The organism is Streptomyces sp. NPDC050509, assembly GCF_044457965.1.
GTDB lineage: Bacteria > Actinomycetota > Actinomycetes > Streptomycetales > Streptomycetaceae > Streptomyces.
The window spans coordinates 1,102,883-1,127,544 of the sequence record NZ_JBITHL010000001.1 but is presented as its reverse complement, the minus strand read 5'-3'; the positions used below and the strand labels follow the sequence as shown (position 1 = coordinate 1,127,544).

Sequence of the window (24,662 nt, the reverse complement as noted above, 5' to 3'; positions counted from 1 at the left end):
AACTCCGCGACTATCTCGCACGGGTGAGCGGTGAGCTCCAGAACGCCCGGCTCCAACTGCGCGACCAGGACGAGAAGAACGCGGAGCCGATCGCGATCGTCGGAATGGCGTGCCGTTTCCCGGACGGGGTGGACTCGCCGGAGGATCTGTGGCGGCTGGTGGCCGAGGGGCGGGACGCGATCGCGCCGTTCCCCGAGAACCGCGGATGGGACGTCGAGGGGCTGTACGACCCCGACCCCGACGCGGCGGGCAAGACCTACTCGCTCAACGGCGGATTCCTCTACGACGCGGACGAGTTCGACGCCGGACTGTTCGGAATCAACCCCCGCGAGGCCCAGTCGATGGATCCCCAGCAGCGACTGCTGCTCGAATCCGCCTGGGAGACCTTCGAACGGGCGGGAATAGCACCGGAGTCGATCCGCGGAAGCCGCACCGGTGTGTTCGCCGGAGTCATCCAGCACGACTACAGCTCCTGGTCCAACGCGGCGCTGGAAGCCATGGACGGCTACCAGGGCACCGGAAGCGCCGGTGGCGTCGCCTCGGGCCGTATCTCCTACGTCTTCGGCCTTGAGGGCCCCGCCGTGACGATCGACACGGCGTGCTCGTCCTCCCTGGTGGCGATGCACCTCGCGTGCCAGTCGCTGCGCGCGGGGGAGTGCTCGATGGCGCTCGCCGGGGGCGCCTCCGTCATGGCCACCCCGAGCATGTTCGTGGACTTCAGCCGGCAGCGCGGTCTGGCGCGCGACGGCCGGTGCAAGTCGTTCGCCGACTCCGCCGACGGAACGAATTTCTCCGAGGGTGTGGGGCTGGTTCTGCTGGAGCGGCTGTCCGACGCGGAGCGCAACGGGCACGAGGTGCTGGCGCTGGTCCGGGGCAGTGCGGTGAATCAGGACGGCGCGTCCAACGGGCTGACCGCGCCCAACGGCCCCTCCCAGCAACGGGTGATCCGCCAGGCGCTGGCGAACGCGCGGCTGGCGTCGGCCGACATCGATGTGGTGGAGGCGCACGGTACGGGCACCACGCTGGGGGACCCGATCGAGGCGCAGGCCCTGCTCGCCACGTACGGCCTGGACCGGCCCGAGGACCGGCCGCTGTGGCTCGGCTCGGTGAAGTCGAACATCGGTCATACGCAGGCGGCGGCCGGGGTGGCGGGCGTCATCAAGATGGTGCTCGCGATGCGCCACGGCATCGTCCCGCGCACCCTCCACATCGACTCGCCGTCGACCCATGTGGACTGGTCGGCGGGTGCGGTGGCGCTCGCGACGGAGGAGCGGGAGTGGCCGGTGGTGGACCGGCCGCGGCGTGCGGCGGTGTCGTCGTTCGGTGTGAGCGGGACGAACGCACATGTGGTGGTCGAGCAGGCACCGGCGAAGGCTCAACCGGAGGCCGCTGCCGGGGATGCGGGCCCGGTGCCGTGGGTGGTGTCGGGCGGTTCGGCGGCGGGGTTGCGGGCGCAGGCGGAGCGGCTGGAGCGGTCGGTGCGGGAGCGGCCGGAGGTGACGGCCGGCGAGGTGGGTCTGTCGCTGGCGGTGGGGCGTGCGCGGCTTGACCACCGTGCGGTGGTGGTGGGGGCCGACCGCGAGGAGCTGCTGACGGGCCTGGCCGCCGTGGGGCGCGGCGAGCCGGCCGCCGGTGTGGTGACCGCCGAGGGGTCACCGGTGGTGGCCGATGGCGGCCGGGTGGTGTTCGTCTTCCCCGGCCAGGGCTCCCAGTGGGAGGGCATGGCACAGGAGCTGATGGAGTCCTCCGAGGTCTTCCGCGACCGGCTGCTGGAGTGCGAAGAGGTCCTGCGCCCCCTGGTGGGCTGGTCCGTACGGGACGCGCTGCGCGGCGGGGAGAACGCCCCCGACCTCACCGAACTCGACGTCGTGCAACCCGTGTTGTTCTCGGTGATGGTCTCGCTGGCGGCCCTGTGGCGCTCGATGGGTGTGGAGCCCGAGGCGGTGGTGGGCCACTCCCAGGGCGAGATCGTCGCGGCCTGCGTCGCGGGGGCGCTCTCCCTGGAGGACGCGGCGACCGTCGTCGCCCTGCGGAGCCGGCTGCTCCTGCGGCTCGTGGGCCGCGGCGCATTGGTGTCACTCGCGCTGCCTGCCGCGGAGGCGGAGAAACGGCTCGCGCGCTGGGGCGACCGGCTGACCGTGGCGGCCGTCAACGGCCCCTCCGCCGTGGTGATCGCGGGCGATACGGACGCCCTGGACGAACTGCTGGGCCTCTGCGCGGAGGAGTCGGTACGGGCCCGCAGGATCGCGTCGTCCGTGCCCTCCCACTCCGCCCATGTGGAGTTCCTGGAGGACGAGGTACGGGACGTTCTCGCGTCCGTCGCACCGCGTTCGGGTGGGGTGCCGTTCTTTTCGACGGTGACGGGTGGGCTGGTCGATGGTGGTGAGCTGGACGCGGGGTACTGGTATCGGAATCTGCGGGAGCCGGTGCGGTTCGAGCCGGTGGTGCGGTCGTTGATGGAGCGGGGCTTCGACGCGTTCGTCGAGGTCAGTCCGCATCCGGTGATCACGGCGAGCGTGGAGGACATCGCGGCGTCGGTCGGTTCCGGTGCGGTGGCCGGTGGCACACTGCGCCGGGGTGAGGGCGGTCTGGGCCGCTTCCTGCTGTCGGCGGGGCATCTGTCGGTGTGCGGTGTGCGGGTGGAGTGGGGCTCGGTGTTCGCGGGGCGTGGTCTGCGGCCGGTCGAGCTGCCGACGTACGCCTTCCAGCGCGAACGGTACTGGATGACCGGTGCGGACACCGCCGGTGATGTCGGGACGTACGGGCTGACCTCGATGGGCGGCCACTGCCTGCTGGGCGCCGTGGTGGAACTGCCGGACTCCGGTGGGGTGGTGGTGAGCGGCCGGCTGTCGGTGCGGGATCAGCCCTGGCTGACCGGGCACCGGGTGCTGGGGCAGGTGGTGGTGCCGGGGGCGGCGCTGGTGGAGATGGCGATCCGGGCCGGTGACGAGGCCGGTTGCCCGGACCTGGCGGAGTTGGTCATCCAGGTGCCGCTCGTACTGACCGGGACCGGCGCGGCCGTGGTGCGGATCGTGGTCGACGAGGCCGACGGCTCCGGCCGCCGTGCCGTCACGGTCCACGCGCGGGCCGAGGACGGCGACGGCGCCTGGGTCTGCCATGCCACCGGGCTGCTGGCGAACGCCGGGGACGGCCCCGGGCCCGCCCCGCGGGAGACGACGGCATGGCCGCCGCCGGGCGCGGAACCCGTACCGGTGGGCGAGGTGTACGAGGGTTTCGCGGCCCGTGGTCTGGAGTACGGCACGGTGTTCCGCGGCCTGGAGGCGGTGTGGCGGCGGGGCGACGAGACGTTCTCGGAGGTCGGGCTCCCCGAGGAGGGCCAGGCGGATGTCGGTGGGTTCGGTGTGCACCCGGCGCTGCTCGATGCCGTACTGCACGCCGTGGTGCTCAGCGGCGCCGTGCCGGGCATCGAGTCCGGGGTGCCGTGGATGCCGTTCGTGTGGTCGGGGGTACGGCTGCACGCGGAGGGCGCTTCCCGGGTACGGGTCAGGATCACCGCCGCCGAGCCGGGCGCGATGCGGCTGGATGTCACCGACGCGGCCGGCGGCGCGGTGCTCACGGTGGACTCGCTGACCCTGCGACCGCTGCCGGAGGGCGGACTGACGCCCCCGGTCCGCACGGACGACCTGTTCCGGCTGGACTGGGCCCCGCTGACCGCGGAACCGGCCGCCCCCGCCCCGGACGAGAACTGGACGGTGGCGGGCGAGGACACCTACGGCCTGGCCCTGCCGCCCTGCCGGTCACTGACCGAACCTGGCGCACCCACCGGATCCGTTGACGCGGCACCGCCGACCGTGGTGGTGTGGTCGGCCCCCCGCGCGACCCGGGACGACACCGGCTCCGTACCTGACATCGGCTCCGTACCTGAGATCGACTCCGTACGGGCCGTGACCTGCCAGGCCCTGGACACCCTTCAGCGGTGGCTGGCCGACGAGGCGTGCGCCGACTCCCGGCTCGTGGTGGTGACCTCAGGAGCCGTCGGTGTGTCATCCGGCGAGCCCGTCGACGCCGGGGCCGCCGCTGTGTGGGGCCTGGTGCGCTCCGCGCAGGCGGAGAACCCGGGCCGGATCGTCCTGCTGGACGTGACGCCGGGCGCCGGGCCGACCGTACCCCTGCTGGCCGGTGCACTGGCCACCGGCGAACCGCAACTCTCCCTGAGCCAGGACGGGTTACGGGCTCCCCGCCTCGTCCGGATGACGAGCGGCGGGGCCGGGGTTCCGCTGCCCCTCCCGCCCCAGCGGCTCGCCGTACCGGAACCGGCAGCCGGACACACCGGCGCCCCGGACGCGGTACGGATCGGGATGCGGGCGGCCGGCTCGGCCGAGAACATGGAGTGGCTGCCCGCCGACGACGTCCGGCAGGAGCTCGCGCCCGGCCGGATCCGGGTCGCGGTCCGCGCCGCCGGGCTCAACTTCCGTGACGTGGTCGCCGGACTGGGCATGATCGGCGGCGATGTGGGCCTGCTGGGCACCGAGGCCGCCGGTGTGGTGCTCGACGTCGGGGCGGAGGTCACGGATCTGGCGCCCGGCGACCGGGTCACGGGGCTCGCCCTCGGCTCCTTCGCCTCGGTGGTGGTGAGCGACCGGCGCGGCTGGGTGCGGATACCCGACGCCTGGTCCTTCGCGCAGGCCGCGACGGTCCCCGTGGTGTTCCTGACCGCCTACTACGGACTGAACCGGCTGGCGCGGCTGCGGGAGGGGGAGACCCTGCTCGTGCACGCCGCGTCCGGTGGTGTGGGCATGGCCGCGATCCAGCTCGCCCGCCACATCGGCGCTGAGGTGTTCGCCACCGCGAGCCCGCCCAAGTGGGCCGTCGTGGAAGGGCTGGGCATCTCCCCTGACCGTATCGCGAACTCCCGGACCCTGGAGTTCGAGGAGACCTTCCGTACCGCGACCGGCGGCCGGGGCGTGGACGTGGTGCTCAACTCCCTCGCCGCGGAGTACGTGGACGCCTCACTGCGGCTGCTCGCCCCGGGCGGACGGTTCCTGGAGATGGGCAAGACCGACATCCGCGACCCCGAGCAGGTCGCCGCGGTACGCACCGATGTCGGCTACCAGGCGTACGACGGTCTGGACGCCGGGCTCGACCGGGTCGCCGAGATGCTCGCCGAGGTGATGGAGCTGTTCGAGCGCGGGGCGCTGTCCCCGCTGCCGACCACGCTCTTCGACGTACGGCAGGCGCCCGAGGCGTTCCGGCTCATGGCGCAGGCCCGGCACACCGGGAAGATCGTCCTCACCGTGGATCGCGCGCCCGACCCGGCCGGTTCGGTCGTCGTGACCGGCGGCACCGGCGATCTGGGCGGGCTCGTGGCCCGCCACCTCGTGTCGCGCTACGGCGTACGGCGCGTGGTGCTCGTCAGCCGGAGCGGCCAACAGGCCGAAGGCGCGGCCGAGTTGCGAGCCGAACTGGAGAAGATCGGCGCCGAGGTCGACGTGGTGGCCTGCGATGTGACGGACCGTCAGGCGGTGGCGGAGCTGCTGGCGGGGATCCCGGCAGACCGTCCGCTGACCGGCGTCGTGCACTGCGCCGCCACCCTGGACGACGGGGTGATCCCGGCGCTCGACCCCGAGCGGATACGGCGGGCCTTCGCCCCGAAGGTGGACGCCGTACGCCACTTCGACGAGCTGACCCGCGGCGCGGACCTGAGCCTCTTCGTGGTGTTCTCCTCGGCGGCCGGCGTGCTCGGCAGCCCGGGGCAGGGCAACTACGCGGCGGCCAACGCGGCCGTCGACGCCCTGGTGGCCGCGCGCAGGGCCGCCGGGCTGCCCGGCGCCTCGCTGGCCTGGGGCTGGTGGGGCCAGGGCAAGGGGCAGACCAGCGGGCTCGGCCAGGCCGACCGGGAACGGTTCGCGCGCGGCGGTGTGGCGCCGATGAGCCCGGACGAGGGACTGGCGCTGTTCGACGCTGCGCTGGCGCACAACCTGCCGCTGAGTGTGCCGGTGAAACTCGACCTGACCCGCCTCGCCCGCTCCGGCCCGCTGCCCCCACTGCTCAGCGCCCTGGCGCCCGCCACGGCCACCGGCCGGCGTACCGCGCTCGGCGGCGCCGAGCGGGACGGCGACGACGGTGCCGAAGGGCTGCGCCGGAGCCTCGCCGCCCTGTCCGCCGCCGAACAGGACCGCCATCTGGTGGACCTGGTGGCGCGCCAGGTCTCCACGGTGCTCGGGCACGCGCCCTCCGCCGTGCTGGACGTGAGCAAGGAGTTCACGGCACTGGGCTTCGACTCCCTGACCGCCGTCGAGCTGCGTAACCGGCTCTCCCGGTCCACCGGGCTCCGGCTGCCCGCCACACTCACCTTCGACCACCCCACCCCGCTCGCCCTCGCCCACCACCTGCAGAACGAACTCGTCGACGGTCTGGCCGAGTTGACGGGACCGCCGGAGCCGACCACGCGGGGGGCGACCGGATCGGCCGGCGTCGTGGCACTGCCCGCCGGGGGCCGGGCGGCGCCCGCCGTCCCGGTCGCGTCCGACGCGCCGATCGCCATCGTCGGCATGGGGTGCCGCTTCCCCGGCGGCGCCGCCGACCCGGAGCTGTTCTGGCAGAACCTGCTCGACGGCGTGGACGCCGCCTCCGAAGTGCCCCCGGACCGCTGGGACATGGACGCCTACTACCACCCCCGCAAGGGCGTGCCGGGCAAGGCGTACACCAGGAAGGCGTCCTTCGTCCCCGATCTCGCCGACTGGGACGCCGAGTTCTTCGGCTGCACCCCGCAGGAGGCGTACCGGCTCGACCCCCAGCACCGGCTGCTCCTGGAGATGGTGTGGACCGCCATGGAGGACGCCGGGATCCCGGCGGAGCGGCTGCGCGGCAGCAGGACCGGGGTCTTCCTCGGGCTGAGCGACTCCAGCCAGTACTCGCGGCGGCAGGTGGAGACGGAGGGCCTGGCCTGCTTCGACGACCCGAGCTTCTTCCTCGGCCTGTCCTCCAGCGCCGCCGCGGGCCGGATCGCGTACCACCTGGACCTGCGCGGCCCGAGCATGACCGTGGACACCGCGTGCTCCTCGGCGCTCACCGCCACACATCTCGCCGTCCAGAGCCTGCGGCGCGGCGAGTGCGACCTGGCGATCATCGCCGCGGCCTCCGCGCTCATCGACCCGAGCGCCCTCGTCCAGGCGTGCAAGATGAGCATGCTCGCCGCGGACGGCCGCTGCAAAACCTTCGACGAGGCCGCCGACGGCTTCGTGGCGGGCGAGGGCAGCGCCGCCATCGTCCTGCAACGCGCCGAGGACGCCGAGGCGGAGCACCGCCCCGCCCACGCCGTGATCCGGGGATCCGCCATGACCCAGGACGGGCGGAGCAACGGGCTGACCGCCCCCAGCAGGCCCGCCCAGGCGGCCGTGGTGCGCGCCGCGCTCTCCGACGCGGGCCTGCGCCCCGACGACATCGGCTTCGTCGAGGCGCACGGCTCCGGTACGAGCCTGGGCGACGCCATCGAGTTCAGCGCCCTCCAGGAGGTCTTCGGCGACCGCAAGGTGGACCACCCGCTGCTGATCGGCGCGGTCAAGACCCATGTCGGGCATCTGCTGACGACCGCCGGAATGGCCGGCCTGATCAAGTCGGTGCTCGCGCTGCGCGGCGGCGAACTCCCCGCCAATCTGCACCTGGAGCGGCCCAACGCCGACGTGTCCCTGGACGGCCCCGTGCGCCCGGCGCAGTTCCGGCAGCCGTTCCCCGCCGCGCCCGGCGCCCCGCGCCGCGCCGGGGTCAGCTCCTTCGGCTGGTCCGGCACCAACATCCACCTGGTGGTCGAGGAGGCGCCACCGGTCCAGGAGCCGGCGCCCTTGACCCAGGAACCCACCGGAACCGCCACCGGGACCGAACCGCGCCACCTCGTCACCCTCTCCGCGACCAACGCCGCGAGTCTGCGCGAGGCCGCCACCGCCCTCGCCGCCCATCTGGAGCGGGAACCCGAACTGGCCCTGGCCGACGTGGCGTTCACCACCCAGACCGGACGCACGGCCTTCCCGGTCCGCAGGGCGCTGCTCTGCCGGGACCTCCCGGACGCGATCGAGCGGCTGCGCGACCCCGGCGGCGCCGACGGAACCGTATCGCCGGCCCGTAAGCACCGCATCGGCCTGCTGCTGCCGGGCGACGAGGCGCCGTCCGGCGCCACCGGCGGGCTCTACGGTACGGAGCCGGCGTTCCGGGCGGCGGTCGACGCGTGCGCCGAGCTGGCCGCCGAGCGGTTCGACACCGACCTGTCCGGTCTGCGCGACCCACACCGCCGGCCGGTACGGGACGGGGAGGCGACGGCCGTCTCCACCCTGTCCGCGTTCACCGTGCAGTACGCGCTCGTGCGGCTGCTGGAGGCGTACGGAGTACGGCCCGCCGTCATCCTGGGCCACGGCGTCGGCGCGTACGTGGCGGCCTGCGCGGCCGGGGTGTTCGATCTGCCGGACGCGATGAGCCTGGCCCTGGACCCGGCGCGCGCCGCGTCGGTGACCGTCCACGAGCCCCGCGTCAGCCTGTTCTCCGCCGAGACCGGCCGGCCGCTCACACCGCGGGAGTGCGCCGACCCCGCGTACTGGGCCGCCCGGCCGGGACGCCCGGTCGCGGACGCCGCCGGCCCGCACGGCCTCGCGCAGTACGCCAGTGTGCTGGTGGAGGCGGGCTGGGCCACCACCCTGGACGCGACAGCGTTCCCGGCGGAGCCCGCGCCCACCGACGGCGCGGCCGAGGCCCCCGCGCCCCCGGCGACCGTACGGCTGCTGCCCGCGCCCGGCGGCGACGCCGACCGTACGACGTGGCTGGCCGGGATCGGCCGGCTGTGGGAGCTGGGCGTCACCGTCGACTGGGCCGCAGGCCACCCCGTACGGCGCGAACTGCTGCGGCTGCCGGGGTACCGGTTCCAGCGGGCCCGCTACTGGCCGATGCCCGCCGCGCGGCCCGCCGCCACGGCCGGAACCGTACCGGCGAACGGCGGGGCGCCAGCGGCCGACGCCCGGGGCACCCGCTTCCTCGCCTCGGCCTGGCGCCGGCAGGACGCCCTGCCCCCCACGCCGGGGACGACGGCGCCCGCGACCGTACTGGTCCTCGCCGACCGGGCCGGACTCGGCCGCCAGGTGGCCGAACAGGCCGCCGCGGACGGGGACGAGGTCGTGTTCGTCGAGGCCGGTGACGGCTCCCCGCGGACCGGGGAGGGCACCACGATCGACCCCGGGAACCCCGAGGAGTACGAGCGGCTGCTGACGGAGCTGAACACCGGCGGTACCCCCGCCCCGACCGGCCCGCTGCGCATCGTGCACGCCTTCGGCCACGACTCCCACGACTCCCACCACTCCCACGACTCCGAGGGGACCGAAGGGCTCGAACGCGCCCTGGACCGCGGCTTCTACAGCGTGCTGTGGCTGATCCAGGCGATCGGCCGGGTCCTGCCGGGCCGGGACGTCGAACTCGTCGTCGCGCTCTCCGGAACCTTCGACGTCCTCGGCGGCGAGCGGGTGCACCCGCTGTCCGCCCCGGTCGTCGGCCTCGCCCGCTCCATCGGCGTGGAGTACCCGCGGATCCGCACCCGCTGCGTCGACCTGGATCCGGAGGCGGCCTTGGACCAGGCCGCCGGACAACTCCTGCGCGAGTTCAGCCTGTTCACCGGAGCCGGAGCCGGGAACGGAGCCGGAAACGGAAACGGAAACGGAGCCGGAAGCGGAAGCGGAAACGCAGCCGGATTCGGTACCACCTCCGACACCTCCCCGAGCGCCTGGCGGCGTGGGCGGCGCTGGCTCCCGGGCCTCGAAGAGGTGGGGCTGCCCGCCGTCTTGGACGACCAGGTCTGGCGGCCCGACGGTGTGTACGCGATCACCGGCGGCGTCGGCGGCCTCGGCATGGCGCTGGCCCGCAGGCTCGCCCCGATGGGCGCCAGGCTCGCCCTGATCGGCAGGACCGAACTGCCCGAACCCGCCCTGTGGGACTGGTGGATCAGCAGCCACCGCGCCGACGACCGGATCAGCGCCGTACTCCTCGCGATCCGACAGCTCCGCGCGGCCGGCGCCGAGGTGCTGCCCGTCTCGGCGGACATCAGCCGACCCGACGAGGCCGCCGAGGCGTTCCGTACCGTACGCGAGCACTTCGGCGAGGTGTACGGGGTGATCCACACCGCGGGCGTACCGGGCGAGGGACTGCTCCAGTACAAGACCAGGGAGCAGGCCGCCGCCGTGCTGGCCCCCAAGATCGCCGGGACGCTCGCCGTCGCCGACGCGTTGCGGGAGGCGCCGCCCGAGCTGCTCGTGCTGTACTCCTCCACCGTCACCGCGGTCGGCGGGCACGGTGAGGGCGACTACGGCGCGGCCAACGCCTTCCTCGACGCCTTCGCCGCGGCCGAGGACGGGGCGGGGACGGTGGCGAACCGTGTCGTCTCCGTCGGCTGGGGCGCCTGGCAGCACGACAGTTGGCAGACCAAGGCGTACGCGGCGGCCCCCGCGCTGCGGGACCGCGCGCGCCGGATCCGGGAGGAGTACGGCTTCACCGACGAGGAGGGGACCGCGGCGCTCGGCCGGATCATCGCGGCGGGGCCCTCCCATCTCTACGCGCTCAACCAGCCGCTGGACGACCTCGTCGACGCCATGCGGATGCTCTCCGACCCGGACGCGCTGTCGGGGAACGGCAAGGGATCCGCCACCGGCACGGGTTCGGGGGCGACCGCGCCCGAACGCCGCTATCCCCGGCCCGATCTGCGGGTCTCGTACATCGCCCCGCGCACCGGGACCGAACGCGGGGTCGCCGACACCTGGCGGGAACTGCTCGGCATGGAGCGCGTCGGGGTGCACGACCCCTTCTTCGAGCTGGGCGGCACCTCGCTCGTCGGGCTGGCCCTGGTGAACCGGCTGGCCGCCGAGTTCGGGGTCGAGCTGGCCGCGGCGAGCCTGTTCGAACATCCCACCGTCGCCCAGCTCGCGGAGCTGCTCGACACCCTCGGCGGCAGCAGTTCGGATACGGCCGGCTCCGGTACGGCCGGCCCCGGAGTGGGCAGCGGGGGCAGCTCAAGCGGTGACACCGACGGCGCCGGGCCCGCATCCCCCGCACCGGGCCGGGAGGACGGCAGTGCGGCACGTGGACAGCGGCGCAGGGCCCAGGCCGGTGCCTCGACCATCAAGCGCAGGAGGACAGGCAAGTGACGGTGGACTGGCAGACGAGCGAGGACGACCCGCAGAGCGGCGCCGAGGGCACGGACATCGCCCTGGTCGGCATGGCGGGACGGTTCCCCGGCGCCGACGGCGTCCGGCAACTGTGGCACAACATCCGGGCGGGCAAGGACACCATCACCCGCTTCACCGAGGAGGAGCTGCGGGCCGAGGGCGTGTCCGAGGAACTGCTCGCCGACCCGGCGTACGTACGGGCGGGATCGGTGCTCGACGGCATCGACCTGTTCGACGCGGGCTTCTTCGGCCACACCCCCAAGGAGGCCCAGCTCCTCGACCCGCAGCAGCGGCTGTTCCTGGAGACCGCCTGGCACACCCTGGAGGACGCGGGCACCGACCCCGCGCGCTTCGCCGGATCCATCGGCGTGGTCGCCGGGACCGGCATCAGCTGGTACATGATGAACAACCTGTCCACCCGGCCCGACCTCGCCGAGTCGGTCGGCGAGGTGCAGATCGGCCTCGGCAACGACAAGGACTCCCTGGCCACGCGGGCGGCGTACGCCTTCGACCTCACCGGGCCCTGCTACAGCGTCCAGAGCTACTGCTCCACCTCCCTGGTCGCCGTGTCGCTGGCCTGCTCCGCGCTGGTCAGCGGCGAGGCCGACATGATGCTGGCCGGCGGGGTCTCCGTCCTCGTGCCCCACCGGGTGGGCTACCTCTACCAGGAAGCCGGGATGTCCTCCCCGGACGGCCGGTGCCGGGCCTTCGACGCCGCCGCCCAGGGCACCCCGGTCGGCAGCGGTGTCGGGGTCGTCGCCCTGCGCAGGCTGGAGGACGCGCTCGCCGACGGGGACCGCGTCTACGCGGTGATCCGGGGCTGGGCGGTCACCAACGACGGCGCCAACCGGGCCGGGTTCACCGCCCCTGGTGTACGGGGCCAGTCCGGCGTGATGGCGGAGGCCCTGGCCAGCGCCGGGCTGACCGCGCCCGACATCGACTACGTGGAGGCCCACGGCACCGGCACCGGCCTCGGCGACGCCATCGAGATCGCCGCACTCCAGCGCGTCTACGACGTCGACGGCGTCACCCGCTGCGCGATCGGCTCGGTGAAGACCAACCTCGGCCATCTCGACCGGGCCGCCGGGGTCACCGGTCTGATGAAGACCGCCCTGGCCCTGCACCACGAGGAGATCCCGCCCACCCTCCACTTCGACCGGCCCAACCCCCAGCTCGAACGCTCCGCGGGCCGCCTGGAGGTCGTGACCGACCTGCGGGCCTGGCCCCGGGGCGAACGGCCCCGCCGCGCCGGGGTCAGCGCCTTCGGGATGGGCGGCACCAACGCCCATGTCGTCCTGGAGGAGACCGCCGCACCCGCGCGGGACCCCCGCCCCGCCCCGCGCGACCACCAGGTACTGGTGTGGTCCGCGCGTACGGCGGACGCGGCCGACGAGACGACGGGACACCTGCGCGACCTCCTCGCCGAGCAGGGCGAGGGCCGCGCCTGGGAGCCGGACGCCACCGGGGAGCGGGGCGTCGCCGATGCCGCCTACACCCTCCAGACCGGCCGGGCCGTCTTCGACCACCGCCGCGCGCTGGTCACGTCCTCCGGCGCCGCCGGTACGGACGGGGGAGCCGTCGCCGACGCGTTGCGCGCCCTCGGCGAGGACGCCGACCACCGCGTCCTCGCCCGCCACGACGCCGTCACCCGCAGGCCGGTCGGCTTCCTGCTCGCCGGGGTCGGTGAGCACTACCAGGGCATGGTCGGCGGCCTCTACCGCTCGGAACCCGTCTTCCGTACGGCGATCGACGCCTGCGCCGACCTCTTCCGTGAGCGGCTCGGCGTCAACCCGGTGGAGACCTTCCTCGCGGAGCGCCGCTCCGGCGCCCCCGACCTGGCGGGGCTCCTCGGCCGTACGGGAACACCGTCGGCCGATTCCGCCGAACCCGTCGCCACCGAGATCATCCAGCCCGCCATGTTCGCCGCCGACTACGCGCTCGGCACGCTCCTGATGTCCTGGGGCATCCGGCCCCGGCTGCTGCTCGGCTACAGCGTCGGGGAGTTCGCCGCCGCCTGCCTGGCCGGCGCCCTCACCCTGCCCGAGGCGACCGCGCTGACGGCCCACCGCGCCCAGCTCATCGCCGAGCTGCCCGCCGGGGCCATGACCGCCGTGCCGCTCTCCGTCGCCGAACTCGCCGACAAGATAGGCCCGTTGGCGGGGACCGGGGTGGATGTCGCGGCCGTCAACGGGCCCGGCTTCACCGTGCTCTCCGGGCCCGCCGACGCCGTGGCCGAGCTGTCCGAACGGCTCGCCGCCGCCGACGTACCCAGCCGTGGCCTCCGTACCACGCACGCGTTCCACTCCGCGATGCTCCGCCCCGCCGCGCCCGCCCTCACCGCGTGGGCCCGCGCCGAACTGAAGCCGCGGGCCCCGCGGATCCCGTACCTCTCCAATGTGACCGGCGCGCCCGTCACCGAGCAGCAGCTCAGCGACCCGGGCTACTGGGCCGAACACATGTGCCGCACCGTGCGGTTCTCGGACATGCTCACGCACACCTTCGCCCAGGGCGAGGACATCCTGCTGGAGCTGGGCCCGGGGCAGTCCCTCGGCGCGATGGCCCGCAACCACCCCGGCTGCACCCCCGACCGCTGGCCGCTGCTGCTGCCCACACTGCCCGCCCAGGCCGATCCGTCGAGCGACGAGGAGGTGCTGGCCGGGTCGCTCGCGCGGATGTGGCTGACGGGCGTCGAGGTCGACTGGCAGGCGTACCACGAGGGCAGGAGCCCCCGTAAGGTCTCCGTGCCCGACTACCCCTTCCAGCACGAGCGTTACTGGATCGACGCGGCCACACCCGCCCCCGTGACCGTCACCGCGGCCCCCGTGGCGGCGGCCCCCGTGACCGCGCCGTCGGACGCGTCGGACCCGCTCACCGCACAGGGGCTGTTCGTCCCGCGCTGGACCGCGCGTCCGCTGCCCGCCTCCCCGGCGGGCCCCGCCCCGTCCGGCGCCCCCGTCTGGATCTTCGCCGACGACCGAGGCGTCGCCGACGCGCTCGCCGCCCGGCTCACGGCCGACGGCCGGGAGACCGTGCTCGTACACCCGGACGGCGGACCGGCCCCGGCCGGGGGCCGTACGGTGCGCCCCGGCGAACAGGACGACTACCAGGCCCTGTTGGAGAGCGCCGGAGCGCCGAGCGCGGTCGTCCACCTCTGGGGGCTCGACAGCGGCGCCGCCCAGGACACCACCGGACTGCGCGCCCGCGAACGGGGCTTCGACAGCCTGCGCGCGCTCACCGCCACACTCGGCGACGCCGGTCCCGAAGGACCGCTCTGCCTGCTGGTCGCGACCGAGTCCGCGCGCGCCGTCCGCGACGACGACCCGCCGGTGGCCCCCGAACGCGCCACCGCGTTCGGCCCGTGCCTGGTCGCGCCGCAGGAGTACCCCGCGATCGACGTCCGCACCCTGGACGTGACCCTCTCCGCCGAAGCCGAGCCGGCCGACGCGGCCGACGCGGTCGACGTGAGCGACGCGGTCGACTCCCCGGCGGCCGTGGCGACCGCCCTGTACGCCGAGTTGGCGGGCGGCGGCGAGGGCCGGGTGGCCGCCCTGCGCGCCGGCACCCGGCTGGCGCTCGACTACGTACCCGCCCCGGAGCCCGCGCCCGTACCGGCCGGGGACGGAGCCGCCGAGCCCCGTGACACCTCGGTACTGCCCGGGCCCGGCGACGTCTGCCTGATCACCGGCGGACTCGGCCCCGTGGGCCTGCTCCTCGCCGAACACCTGGGACGTACCTACGGCGCGAAGCTCGTGCTCACCGGGCGGCGCGGCCTGCCGCCGCGCGCCGAGTGGGACCGTGTCGCCGCCGACGACACCGCGGAACCGGCCCTGCGCACCCGCGTCACCGCACTGCTGCGCCTCGCGGAACAGGGGATCTCCGTGGAGGCGGTCGCCGCCGACGCCACCGACGAGGGCGCCCTGCGCGAGGTCGTCTCCTCCGTCGTGGCCCGTCACGGCGCGCTGCACGGCGTGATCCATCTCGCCGCCGTCACCGACGCCGAGAGTCTGAGCCCGATCTCCGGGCTCGCCCCCGAGCAGCGCGACGCGCACTTCCACGCGAAGACCGACGGCGCGCTGGCGCTGGAGCGGGTGCTCCAGGACGTGCCCGCCGCCTTCTGCCTGCTGTTCTCCTCGATGTCCGCCGTCCTCGGCGGGATCGGCTTCGCCAGCTACACGGCGGCCAACTCCTTCCTGGACGCCGTCGTCGACCGCCACCGCGCTGACGCCACCCGCTGGCTCGCCGTCAACTGGGACACCTGGCCGTCCACCGCGGCCGGCCTCGGCGGACAGTCGTTCGGCGCCTCCCTCGTGCAGTACTCGCTGACCGAGCGCCAGGCGCTGGACGCCGTCGACCGGGTGCTGGCCGCGCCCCGGCCGCGCACCCTGGTCTGCGCCGGGGACCTGCCCGCGCGCCTCGTGCAGTGGGTGGAGCGGCCCGCCGCCCCCGCCGCGCCGGCCCCGGCCAGGTTCTCCAGCGAGCGCTTCCCCCGGCCCGAACTCGCCCAGCAGTACGTGCCCCCGAGCGGCGAGCGCCAGCGCAGGCTGGCCGAACTCTGGGCCGACCTGCTGGGCATCGACCGGGTCGGGGCCCGCGACAACTTCTCCGACCTCGGCGGCACCTCGCTGATGGCGCTCCAGCTCGTCAAGCGCATCCGGCAGGCGTTCGGCGTCGCGGTCTCCCCGATCACCCTGTTCGAGGCGCCCACCGTGCACGCCCTCATCCAGAAGATCGACAGCCTGGGCGGCGACGGGAGCCCCGCCGCCGTACCGAACGCGGCACCGAAGCCGCGGGCCGTGGCGGTACGGGAGCCCGCGCGCGGCGACGTACCGCAGGCGGCGCCGACCGGCACCGTCCCCATCGCGGTCATCGGTCTGACCGGCCGCTTCCCCGGGGCGTCCGACATCGGGGCCTTCTGGCACAACCTCAGCCACGGCCTGGAGTCCGTCACCCGGTTCTCCGAGGAGGAACTGCTCGCCGCCGGGCTCTCCCTGGACCAGATCCGTGACCCCGACTACGTCCCCGCGCGCCCGGTGCTCGACGACATCCGCACCTTCGACGCGGGGTTCTTCGGCTACAGCCCGCGCGACGCCGCGCTCGCCGACCCGCAGCACCGGCTCTTCCTCGAATGCTGCTGGGAGGCGCTGGAGCACGGCGGTTACGGGGCGGCCCGCGGCCGGGGCCGGGTCGGTGTGTTCGCCGGGTCCAACCTCAGTACGTATCTGATGCTCCAGGCCGCCAACCTGGCCACGGCGGGCGAGGCGGACCTCTACTCCACGGTCATCGGCAACGACAAGGACTCCCTCGCCACCGGTGTCTCCTACAAACTGGGGCTCACCGGACCCAGCCTCTCCGTACAGACCTTCTGCTCCACCGCCCTGGTCGCCACCCACCTCGCCTGCCAGAGCCTGCGCGCCGGGGAGTGCGAGATGGCCATGTCGGGCGGCGTCGGCATCCATGTGCCCGACCGGGTCGGCCATCTCTACACCCCCGGCGGCATGGAGTCGCCCGACGGCCGCGTCCGTACCTTCGACGCCCGCGCCAAGGGCACCCTCTTCGGCGACGGCGTCGGGGTGCTGCTGCTCAAGCGGCTCGACGCCGCGCTGGCCGACGGGGACACGGTGCACGCGGTCATCAGGGGCTCGGCCATCAACAACGACGGTTCCCTGAAGGTCGGTTACACCGCCCCCAGCGTCGTCGGACAGGCCACCGTGGTCTCCGACGCGATGGCGTCCGCCGGGGTCGGCCCCGAGGACGTCAGCTACGTGGAGGCGCACGGCACCGCCACCGAACTCGGCGACCCGATCGAAGTCACCGCGCTCACCCGGGCGTTCGGCGCCACCGACCGCAAGCAGTACTGCGCGATCGGCTCGGTGAAGACCAACATCGGGCACCTCGGCGCGGCGGCCGGGGCCAGCGGACTGATCAAGACCGTCCTCTCGCTGAAGAACCGCCAGATCCCGCCGAGCCTCAACTTCGAGGAACCCAACCCCGAGATCGACTTCCCGGACAGCCCCTTCTTCGTCAACACCGCGCTCACACCCTGGCACGTCGAGGACGGCCGCCGCCGTATCGCCGGCGTCAACTCCCTCGGCATGGGCGGCACCAACGTCCATGTCGTCGTGGAGGAGCCGCCCGAGCAGCCCGCCGCACGACAGGCCGCCGACGGGGAGGGGCCCGACCGGCGGTACGAGATCCTGCCCGTCTCCGCGCGGAGCGAGAAGGCCGCCGACGAGGCCGTCGCCCGGCTCCGCGCCCGGCTGCGCGAGGAGCCCGCCACACCTCCGCTGGACGTGGCGTACACCCTCCAGGCGGGACGCGAACGGTTCGAGCACCGCAGGATCCTCGTCGCGGACTCGCTGGACGCCCTGCGCGCAGCCCCGGACGACGAGGAGACCCCCGCAGCCGTGGCGGGGATGATGCGGCGCACCGACGCCGTGCTCGACCGGCCGGTGGACTTCCTGCTCGCCGGAGTGGGCGAGCAGTACCCCGGGATGATCGGCGAACTCTACCGGCGCGAACCGGAGTTCCGTACCGCCGTCGACGAGTGCGCCGCACTGCTGGGCGACACGCTCGGCGACGGCGTCGACCTCGTCCACCTGCTCACCACCGGCCGCGACCGGCCGGCCGGGGACGGCGACACCCTGTCGGCCATGCTCGGCCGGGGCCCCGCCCCCGACGCGGACGCGCAGGCCGCGGCGGCGGAGCTGGCCCGCACCGAGATCGCCCAGCCCGCCGCGTTCGTCACCGACTACGCCCTCGCCCGGCTGCTGATGAGCTGGGGCGTACGCCCCACGAGGATGCTCGGCTACAGCCTGGGGGAGTACGTCGCAGCCTGCCTGGCCGGAGTCCTCACCCTGGCCGACGCGCTGCGCCTGGTCACCTTCCGGGCCCGGCTCATCGCCCGGCTGCCCGCCGGGGCGATGCTGGCCCTGCCGCTCTCGCCGGAACAGCTCGGCGCCCGGTTCGGCGACCTCGCCGGCCAGGGCATCGACATCGCCGTGATCAACGGCCCCGAACTGACCGTCGTCGGCGGGCCCTGCGACGTCATCGACGCCTTCGCCGCCCGGCTCGCCGCGGCCGACGTCCCCGGGCGGAAGCTCGCGACCACCCACGCCTTCCACACCCGGATGCTCGAACCGGTACGCGACGAACTCACCGCCTGGGCCGCCGCCCACCTGCGGCCCCGGGCCCCCGAACTGCCCTACCTGTCCAATGTCACCGGCGCACCCGTCACGGCCGACCTGGTCGCCGACCCCGGCTACTGGGCCCGCCACATGTGCTCGACCGTACGGTTCTCCGCCGGCCTGGCCCTGCTCCTCGCCGACCCCGACCCGGTCCTCCTGGAGATCGGCCCCGGCCAGTCCCTGGGCGCCATGGCCCGGGTCCACCCCGACTGCTCGCGCGACCGGTGGCCGCTGATCGTGCCGACCCTGCCCGCCGCCGCCGACCCCCGCCCCGACGACCTGGTGGCCGCCGAGACCGTGGCCCGCCTCTGGCTCGCCGGCGCCGACATCGACTGGACCGCCTACCAGGGGGGCCGGGCGCCGCGCCGGATCCCGCTGCCCACCTACCCCTTCCAGCGCGCCGAGTACTGGCTGGCCCCGGCCGCGCCCAGGACGGCCGGCGGCCCCGCGCCCGTCCTCGAAGTGACCGACCTGGACGACGTACGGCGCTCCCCGCTGCCGCTGCTCCCCGAGGAGGAGTGGCTGCACGCCCTGGTCTGGCGGCAGACCGCGCCGCGCGGCGGACGGCTGCCGCTGGGCCGCTGGCTGATCCTCACCGACACCGGCGCCGCCGACGAGGTGAGCGGGCCGCTGGTCCGCCGCCTCACCGACGCGGGCGGCAGCGTCGTCCTGGTACGCCCCGCCACCGGGGCCGAGGGCTTCGAAGGCCCCGACGAGGACGGCGCGTACCGGGTACGGCCCGGCGACGGCCCGCGGATCCGCGAGCTGATGCGCCGGCTCAGGGACGACGGCGGACTGCCCGAACGGATCGTCCACCTGTGGACGCTCTCCCTGCCCGCCCCCGAAGGCACCACGCCGTCCGCCGAGGAGGTCGAGACCGCGATGGTGCGCGGCACCGACACCCTCGTCGCGCTCGCCACCGGGGCCGGGGACGTCGGCGCCGAGAAGTGGTCGCTGGACGTGGTCACCTGCGGCACCCGCTCGGTGACCGGCGCCGAACGGATCCGCCCCGAACTGACCACCGTCACCGGGCCCGTACGCGGCATCCCGCTGGAGTACCCGGAGGTCTCCTGCCGGCTCATCGACATCGACCCCGTGCACCCCGCCACCGCGGAGCGGCTGGCCTGGCAGATCGCCGCCGAACTCGGCGACGGCGACGGCGACCCCGTCGTGGCGCTGCGCAACGGCAGGCGCTGGCTGCCCGACTACGAGACCCTGCCCGACCACACCCCGCAGCCCGGCGACGCCGGGGCGGCCCGGCCGGTGCCGGGGCCCCTGCGCGAGGGCGGCGTCTACCTCGTCACCGGCGGGCTCGGCGGCATCGGCCTCGCCATGGCGGAGCGCCTGGCCCGCGACTGCCGCGCCAAACTGGTGCTGTTCGGCCGGACCGGGCTGCCGCCCCGCGACACCTGGGAGGCCGCGCTCGCCGACCCGGCGGTCAGCGACGAGGTGCGCCGCCGGCTCACCGGCGTCCGCCAACTGGAGGAGTACGGCGCCGAGGTGGCCGTCGTCACCGGTGACGTCGCCGACCCCGCCGACACCGGACGGGCCGTCACCACCGCCCTGGAGCGGTTCGGCGCCCTGCACGGCGTCCTGCACGCCGCGGGACTGCCCGGCATCGGACTCATGCAGTTCAAGACCACCGCCGAGATGCGCAAGGTGATGGCGCCCAAGATCGGCGGCACCCTCGCCCTGGAGCACGCGCTCGACGGCGTACCGCTGGACTTCCTCGTGCTGTTCTCCTCCATCACCTCCGCGACCGGCGGCGGCCCGGGACAGGTCGACTACAGCGCCGCCAACGCCTTCCTCGACGCGTACGGGGAGGCCGCCCACCCGGGCGACGGCGGCGGCGACGGCCGCAGGACCCTGACCATCGGCTGGGGCGAGTGGCAGTGGAACGCCTGGGAGGCCGGACTCGCCGGGTACGACGTGGAGATCCAGGAGTTCTTCCGTACCAACCGGCAGAAGTTCGGCATCGGCTTCGACGCCGGCTGGCGCGCCCTGCTCAGGGCGGTCTCCCAGGACCAGCCCTATGTCGTGGTGAACAGCCAGGAGTTCTCCCAGATGGAGCGGATGAGCCGGCACTTCACCATCGAACTCGTCGGCGGCGGCAAGAGCGCCCAGCGGCAGGAGGGCACCCGCCATCCGCGCCCCGACCTGGTCACCGAGTTCGTGCCGCCCTCCGGGGAGGTCGAGAGCGCGATCGCCGACGTCTGGTGCGATCTGCTCGGGCTGAACGAGATCGGCGCCGACGACAGCTTCTTCGACCTCGGCGGCTCCTCCCTGATCGGCATGGAGGTCATGGCGCGCATCCGGCGCCGCCTCGCCGTCGACGAACTCGCGCCGCACATCCTCTACGAGGCGCCGACCGTCGCCCGGCTGGCGCGGCTGCTCGCCGCGCGCACCGCCGAGACGCCCGGCGACGGCGCCACGGACACCGCGGCCGAGGACCAGGCCCGCAGCGACCGGCGCAGGCGCAGCCTGCGCCGTACCAAGAACCGGGAGGCGGAAGGCGCATGAGCGAGGAAAACGAGTCCGCGCTGGCCATCGTCGGGATGGCCGGACGCTTCCCCGGCGCGGCCAGCGCGGACGCGCTGTGGGCGAACCTCACCCGGGGCGCGGGCGGCATCCGCGAGATCACCCAGGAGGAGCTGACCGCCGCCCGGGTGCCGCCCGCCGCGCAGGCCGACCCCCGGTACGTACGGCGCGGCGCGCCCGTCGCGGACACCGAACTGTTCGACGCCGCGTTCTTCGGCTACAGCCCCCGCGAGGCGGAGGTCGCCGATCCGCAGCACCGGATGTTCCTGGAGTGCGCCTGGGAGGCGCTGGAGAGCGCCGGGTACCGGCCCAACGCCGTACCCGGCCAGGTCGGTGTCTTCGGCGGCGTCGCCCCGAGCCAGTACGGCATGCGCCATGTGCTGATCCGCCCCGAGGTGATGGCCACCATCACCCTGGAGCAGTACGGCATGGGCACCACCGCCGACTCGCTGTGCGCGCTGGTCGCCTACAAACTCGGCCTGACCGGGCCGGTCGTGGGCGTGCAGACCAACTGCTCCACCTCCCTGGTGGCGGTGCACCTGGCGGCGCAGTCCCTGCTCACCTACGACTGCGACGTCGCGCTGGCCGGCGGCGCCGCGATCCCCGACCCGCTGCCCACGGGCTACCAGTTCGAGGAGGGCTCGATCACCTCGCCCGACGGGGTGGTCCGCAGCCTCGACGCCGACGCGGGCGGCACCGTCATGGGCAACGGCGTCGGCGTCGTGGCGCTGAAACGGCTCGCGGACGCCCGCCGGGACGGCGACCACGTCTGGGCCGTCCTGCTGGGCAGCGCGATCAACAACGACGGCGCGGCACGCGCCGGTTACTCCGCGCCCGGGGTCGAAGGACAGAGCGCCGTGATCAGTTACGGACTGGCCGTGGCCGACATCGACCCCGGGACCATCGGCTACGTCGAGTGCCACGCCACGGGCACCCGGCTCGGCGACTCCATCGAACTCGCCGCCATGGACCGGGCGTTCCCCGACGTGCCCGCCGCGCCCCGGGTCCTGTCGACCCTCAAGCCGGACATCGGGCACCTGGACCGGGCCTCCGGGGTCGCCGGGCTGATGAAGGCGGCGCTGGCGCTGCACCACCGCGTCCTGCCGGCCACCCGGGGGTTCCGTACCCCCAACGCGGCCCTCGCCACGGCGGGGGACCGGTTCACCGTCCTGACCGAGGACCGGCCCTGGCCGCGTACGGCACACCCGCGCCGGGCCGGCGTGAACTCCTTCGGAGCGGGAGGCACCAATGTCCACGTCGTCCTCGAAGAAGCCCCCGAGCGAGCTGCCGGACCGGCCGAACAGGCCGCGCCGGGCCCGCAGTTGCTGGTGCTGTCCGCCCGTACCCCGGCCGCTCTGGACGCGGCCGTACGGCGCCTGCGCGACCATCTGCGCGACACCCTGGGGGAGGGGCGCCCCGGGGACGGCGACCGGGCCGTGGACGGCGGGGTCCTGGAGCACGACCGGGTCCTGGAGCGCGACCGCGTCCTGGAGCACGACCGGCTCCTGGCAGACGTGGCGTACACCCTCCAGGCCAGCCGCACCGGGTTCGCCCACCGGACGGCCGTCGTCTGCGACGGCGCCGAGGACGCCGTACGGGCCCTCGGCGACCCGGCACGGAGGGTCACCGCGGGACCCGTGACCGCCGCCGGGGTCACCCACAAGGCCGCCGACCCGCACGAGGCCGCCGAACGGTGGCTGACCGGCGCCGACATCGACTGGACGGCGCTGCACAACGGGCCGCGGCGGCGCGTGCCGCTGCCCACCTACCCCTTCGAGCGGCAGCGCTACTTCCTCGACCCGGCGGACCTCCCGGCCGGTTTCCCCGGCCTGGCCGCCGCTCCGGGCGGCACGGCCCCGGCCGCCGGGAGCGCCCCCGCACTGGTCGGGGGCCGGCTGGCCGACATGGCCGACTGGTTCTCCCACCCCGTGTGGCGCTCCGTACCCCTGCTGCGCGGCGCGGACGCCGGAAGGCTGCGGGAGAAGGGCCCGTGGTGGGTCGTGGCCGGGGACGGCCCCGGACTCGCCGCCGCCCACCGGCTCACCGACCTCGGGGCCGAGGTCGTCGTGCTGTGTCCGGCGGACCGGCCCGGCGGCAGGCCGACCGACATCGCGGGGCTGCGGGTACGCGACATCGACCCCGCCTCGCGGGAGGACTTCGCCGCCGCGCTCACCGCACTCGGCCGCCCGCGCGGGGTGCTGCACACCCTCAGCCTGGAGGCCGCCGGGACCGGGGCCGGACCCGGAGCCGCGGCAGGGGACGGGGACGGCGGCGACGCGGCGTTCGCCGAGGCCCAGCGGCTCGGCTTCTACTCCGTGCTCGCCCTCGTCGGCGCCCTCTCCCAGGACGCCCAGCCCGGCGAGGTCGACCTGCTGCTCTGCACCGACGGCGCCGTCGAGGCCACCGGCGGCGATCTGCGCCGGCCGCAGCAGGCCACCCTGGCCGGACTGCAACCCGTGATCAACCAGGAGTTCGGCGACCTCACCTGCCGGCTCGTCGACCTCGACACCGACGGCTGCGCCCGCGCGCGCGGCTCCGTCCACGCGCTCGCCGGTGAACTCCTCGCCGAGGCCGCCGCCGACACCACCACGGACCCGGTGGCGCTGCGCTCCACCGACCGCTGGGTCCGCTCCTTCGCCCCCGTACGGGTCGGCCCGGTCCCCGCGGACCGCCCGGTGATCCCGCGCGGCGCCACCGTCCTGATCACCGGCGGTCTGGGCACGGTCGGCTCCGCGCTCGCCGCGCACCTCGCCGCCGCGTACGGCTGCCGCCTGGTCCTCACCGCGCGGACACCGCTGCCGCCCGAGGACCGGTGGGACACCTGGCTCGCTGAGCACCCCGGCGCGGACCGGACCGCGGACCGGATCCGTACGGTACGAGAGCTGCGGGAGCGCGGCGCGGCCGTGCTGGTGGCCGGCGCCGACGTGGCCGACCGCGACCGGATGGCCGAGGTGCTGGACCTGGCCAGGGACCACTTCGGCCCGATCGACGTCGTCGTCCACGCCTCCGGCGCCCAGGGCCGGGAGTACTTCGGCTTCGCCCCCGGGCTGAGCCGGGCGGTCTGCGAGACGCACTTCCGCTCCAAGGTGACCGGGCTGCGCGTGCTGGACGCCCTGCTCGGCCGGGACGAGGCGCCGCTCAGAATGACGATGTCCTCACTGGCCGCGGTGCTCGGCGGCGTCGCGTACGGACCGTACGCCGCGGCCAACGCCGCGATGGACGCGTACGCCCGGACGCTCGGCAGCGGACCGGAAGGCCGGTGGCTCCCCGTCAACTGGGACACCTGGAACCTGGGGGAGGACCCGCACGGCGACTTCGGCGTCACGATGAAGGACTACTTCCTCGACGCCGCCGAAGGGTGCGAGGTCTTCGAACGGGCCCTCTCCGTCACCGGCCGGGTCCGCCAGCTCACCCTCTCCACGGGCCCCCTGGAGCGCCGCTTCGATCAGTGGACGCGGCTGGACCGTACGGCGCCGGAGCCGCCCCGCAGCCGCTACCCCCGGCCGGACCTCCCGGTCCCCTTCGAACCCCCGGCGTCCCACGAGGAGGCCGCGCTCGCCGAGATCTGGAGCGAGATCCTCGGCGTGGACGGCATCGGGGCCAACGACAGCTTCTTCGAGCTGGGCGGCCACTCGCTGGCCGCCGTCCGGATGATGGCGCAGGTCCGCGCCCAGTTCGGCGGATTCCCGGGCGACGTGCTGATCGAGAACCCGACGGTGCGCAGCTTCTGCAAGGTCCTCACCGCGCGGAACTGACCCGGACCGTACACACGCCACACACGCCACAC

At 74.6% G+C, this 24,662-nt stretch carries 2 protein-coding genes and 1 pseudogene; all 3 read left to right on the top strand.

Annotated elements, in window-relative coordinates:
* Positions 1–83 precede the first annotated feature (83 nt).
* Positions 84–11,132, top strand: a pseudogene (locus ACIBJC_RS04335) (SDR family NAD(P)-dependent oxidoreductase); the annotation flags it as partial.
* Entirely contained in the window at positions 11,129–20,857 is a 9,729-nt protein-coding gene (locus tag ACIBJC_RS04330; RefSeq protein WP_399287525.1) for a beta-ketoacyl synthase N-terminal-like domain-containing protein, read from the top strand. The pseudogene ACIBJC_RS04335 and the gene ACIBJC_RS04330, both read left to right, overlap by 4 nt.
* The gene (locus ACIBJC_RS04325; RefSeq protein ID WP_399287522.1) at positions 20,854–24,630 is read left to right on the top strand and encodes an SDR family NAD(P)-dependent oxidoreductase; all 3,777 of its coding nucleotides are present in this window, start codon (positions 20,854–20,856) and stop codon (positions 24,628–24,630) included. Before ACIBJC_RS04330 ends, ACIBJC_RS04325 begins: the two co-directional genes overlap by 4 nt.
* Positions 24,631–24,662 lie beyond the last annotated feature (32 nt).

Coding starts and splice junctions, on each gene's coding strand:
- ACIBJC_RS04325 (WP_399287522.1), top strand. CDS start 20,854: ATGAGCGAGGAAAACGAGTCCGCGCTGGCCATCGTCGGGATGGCCGGA.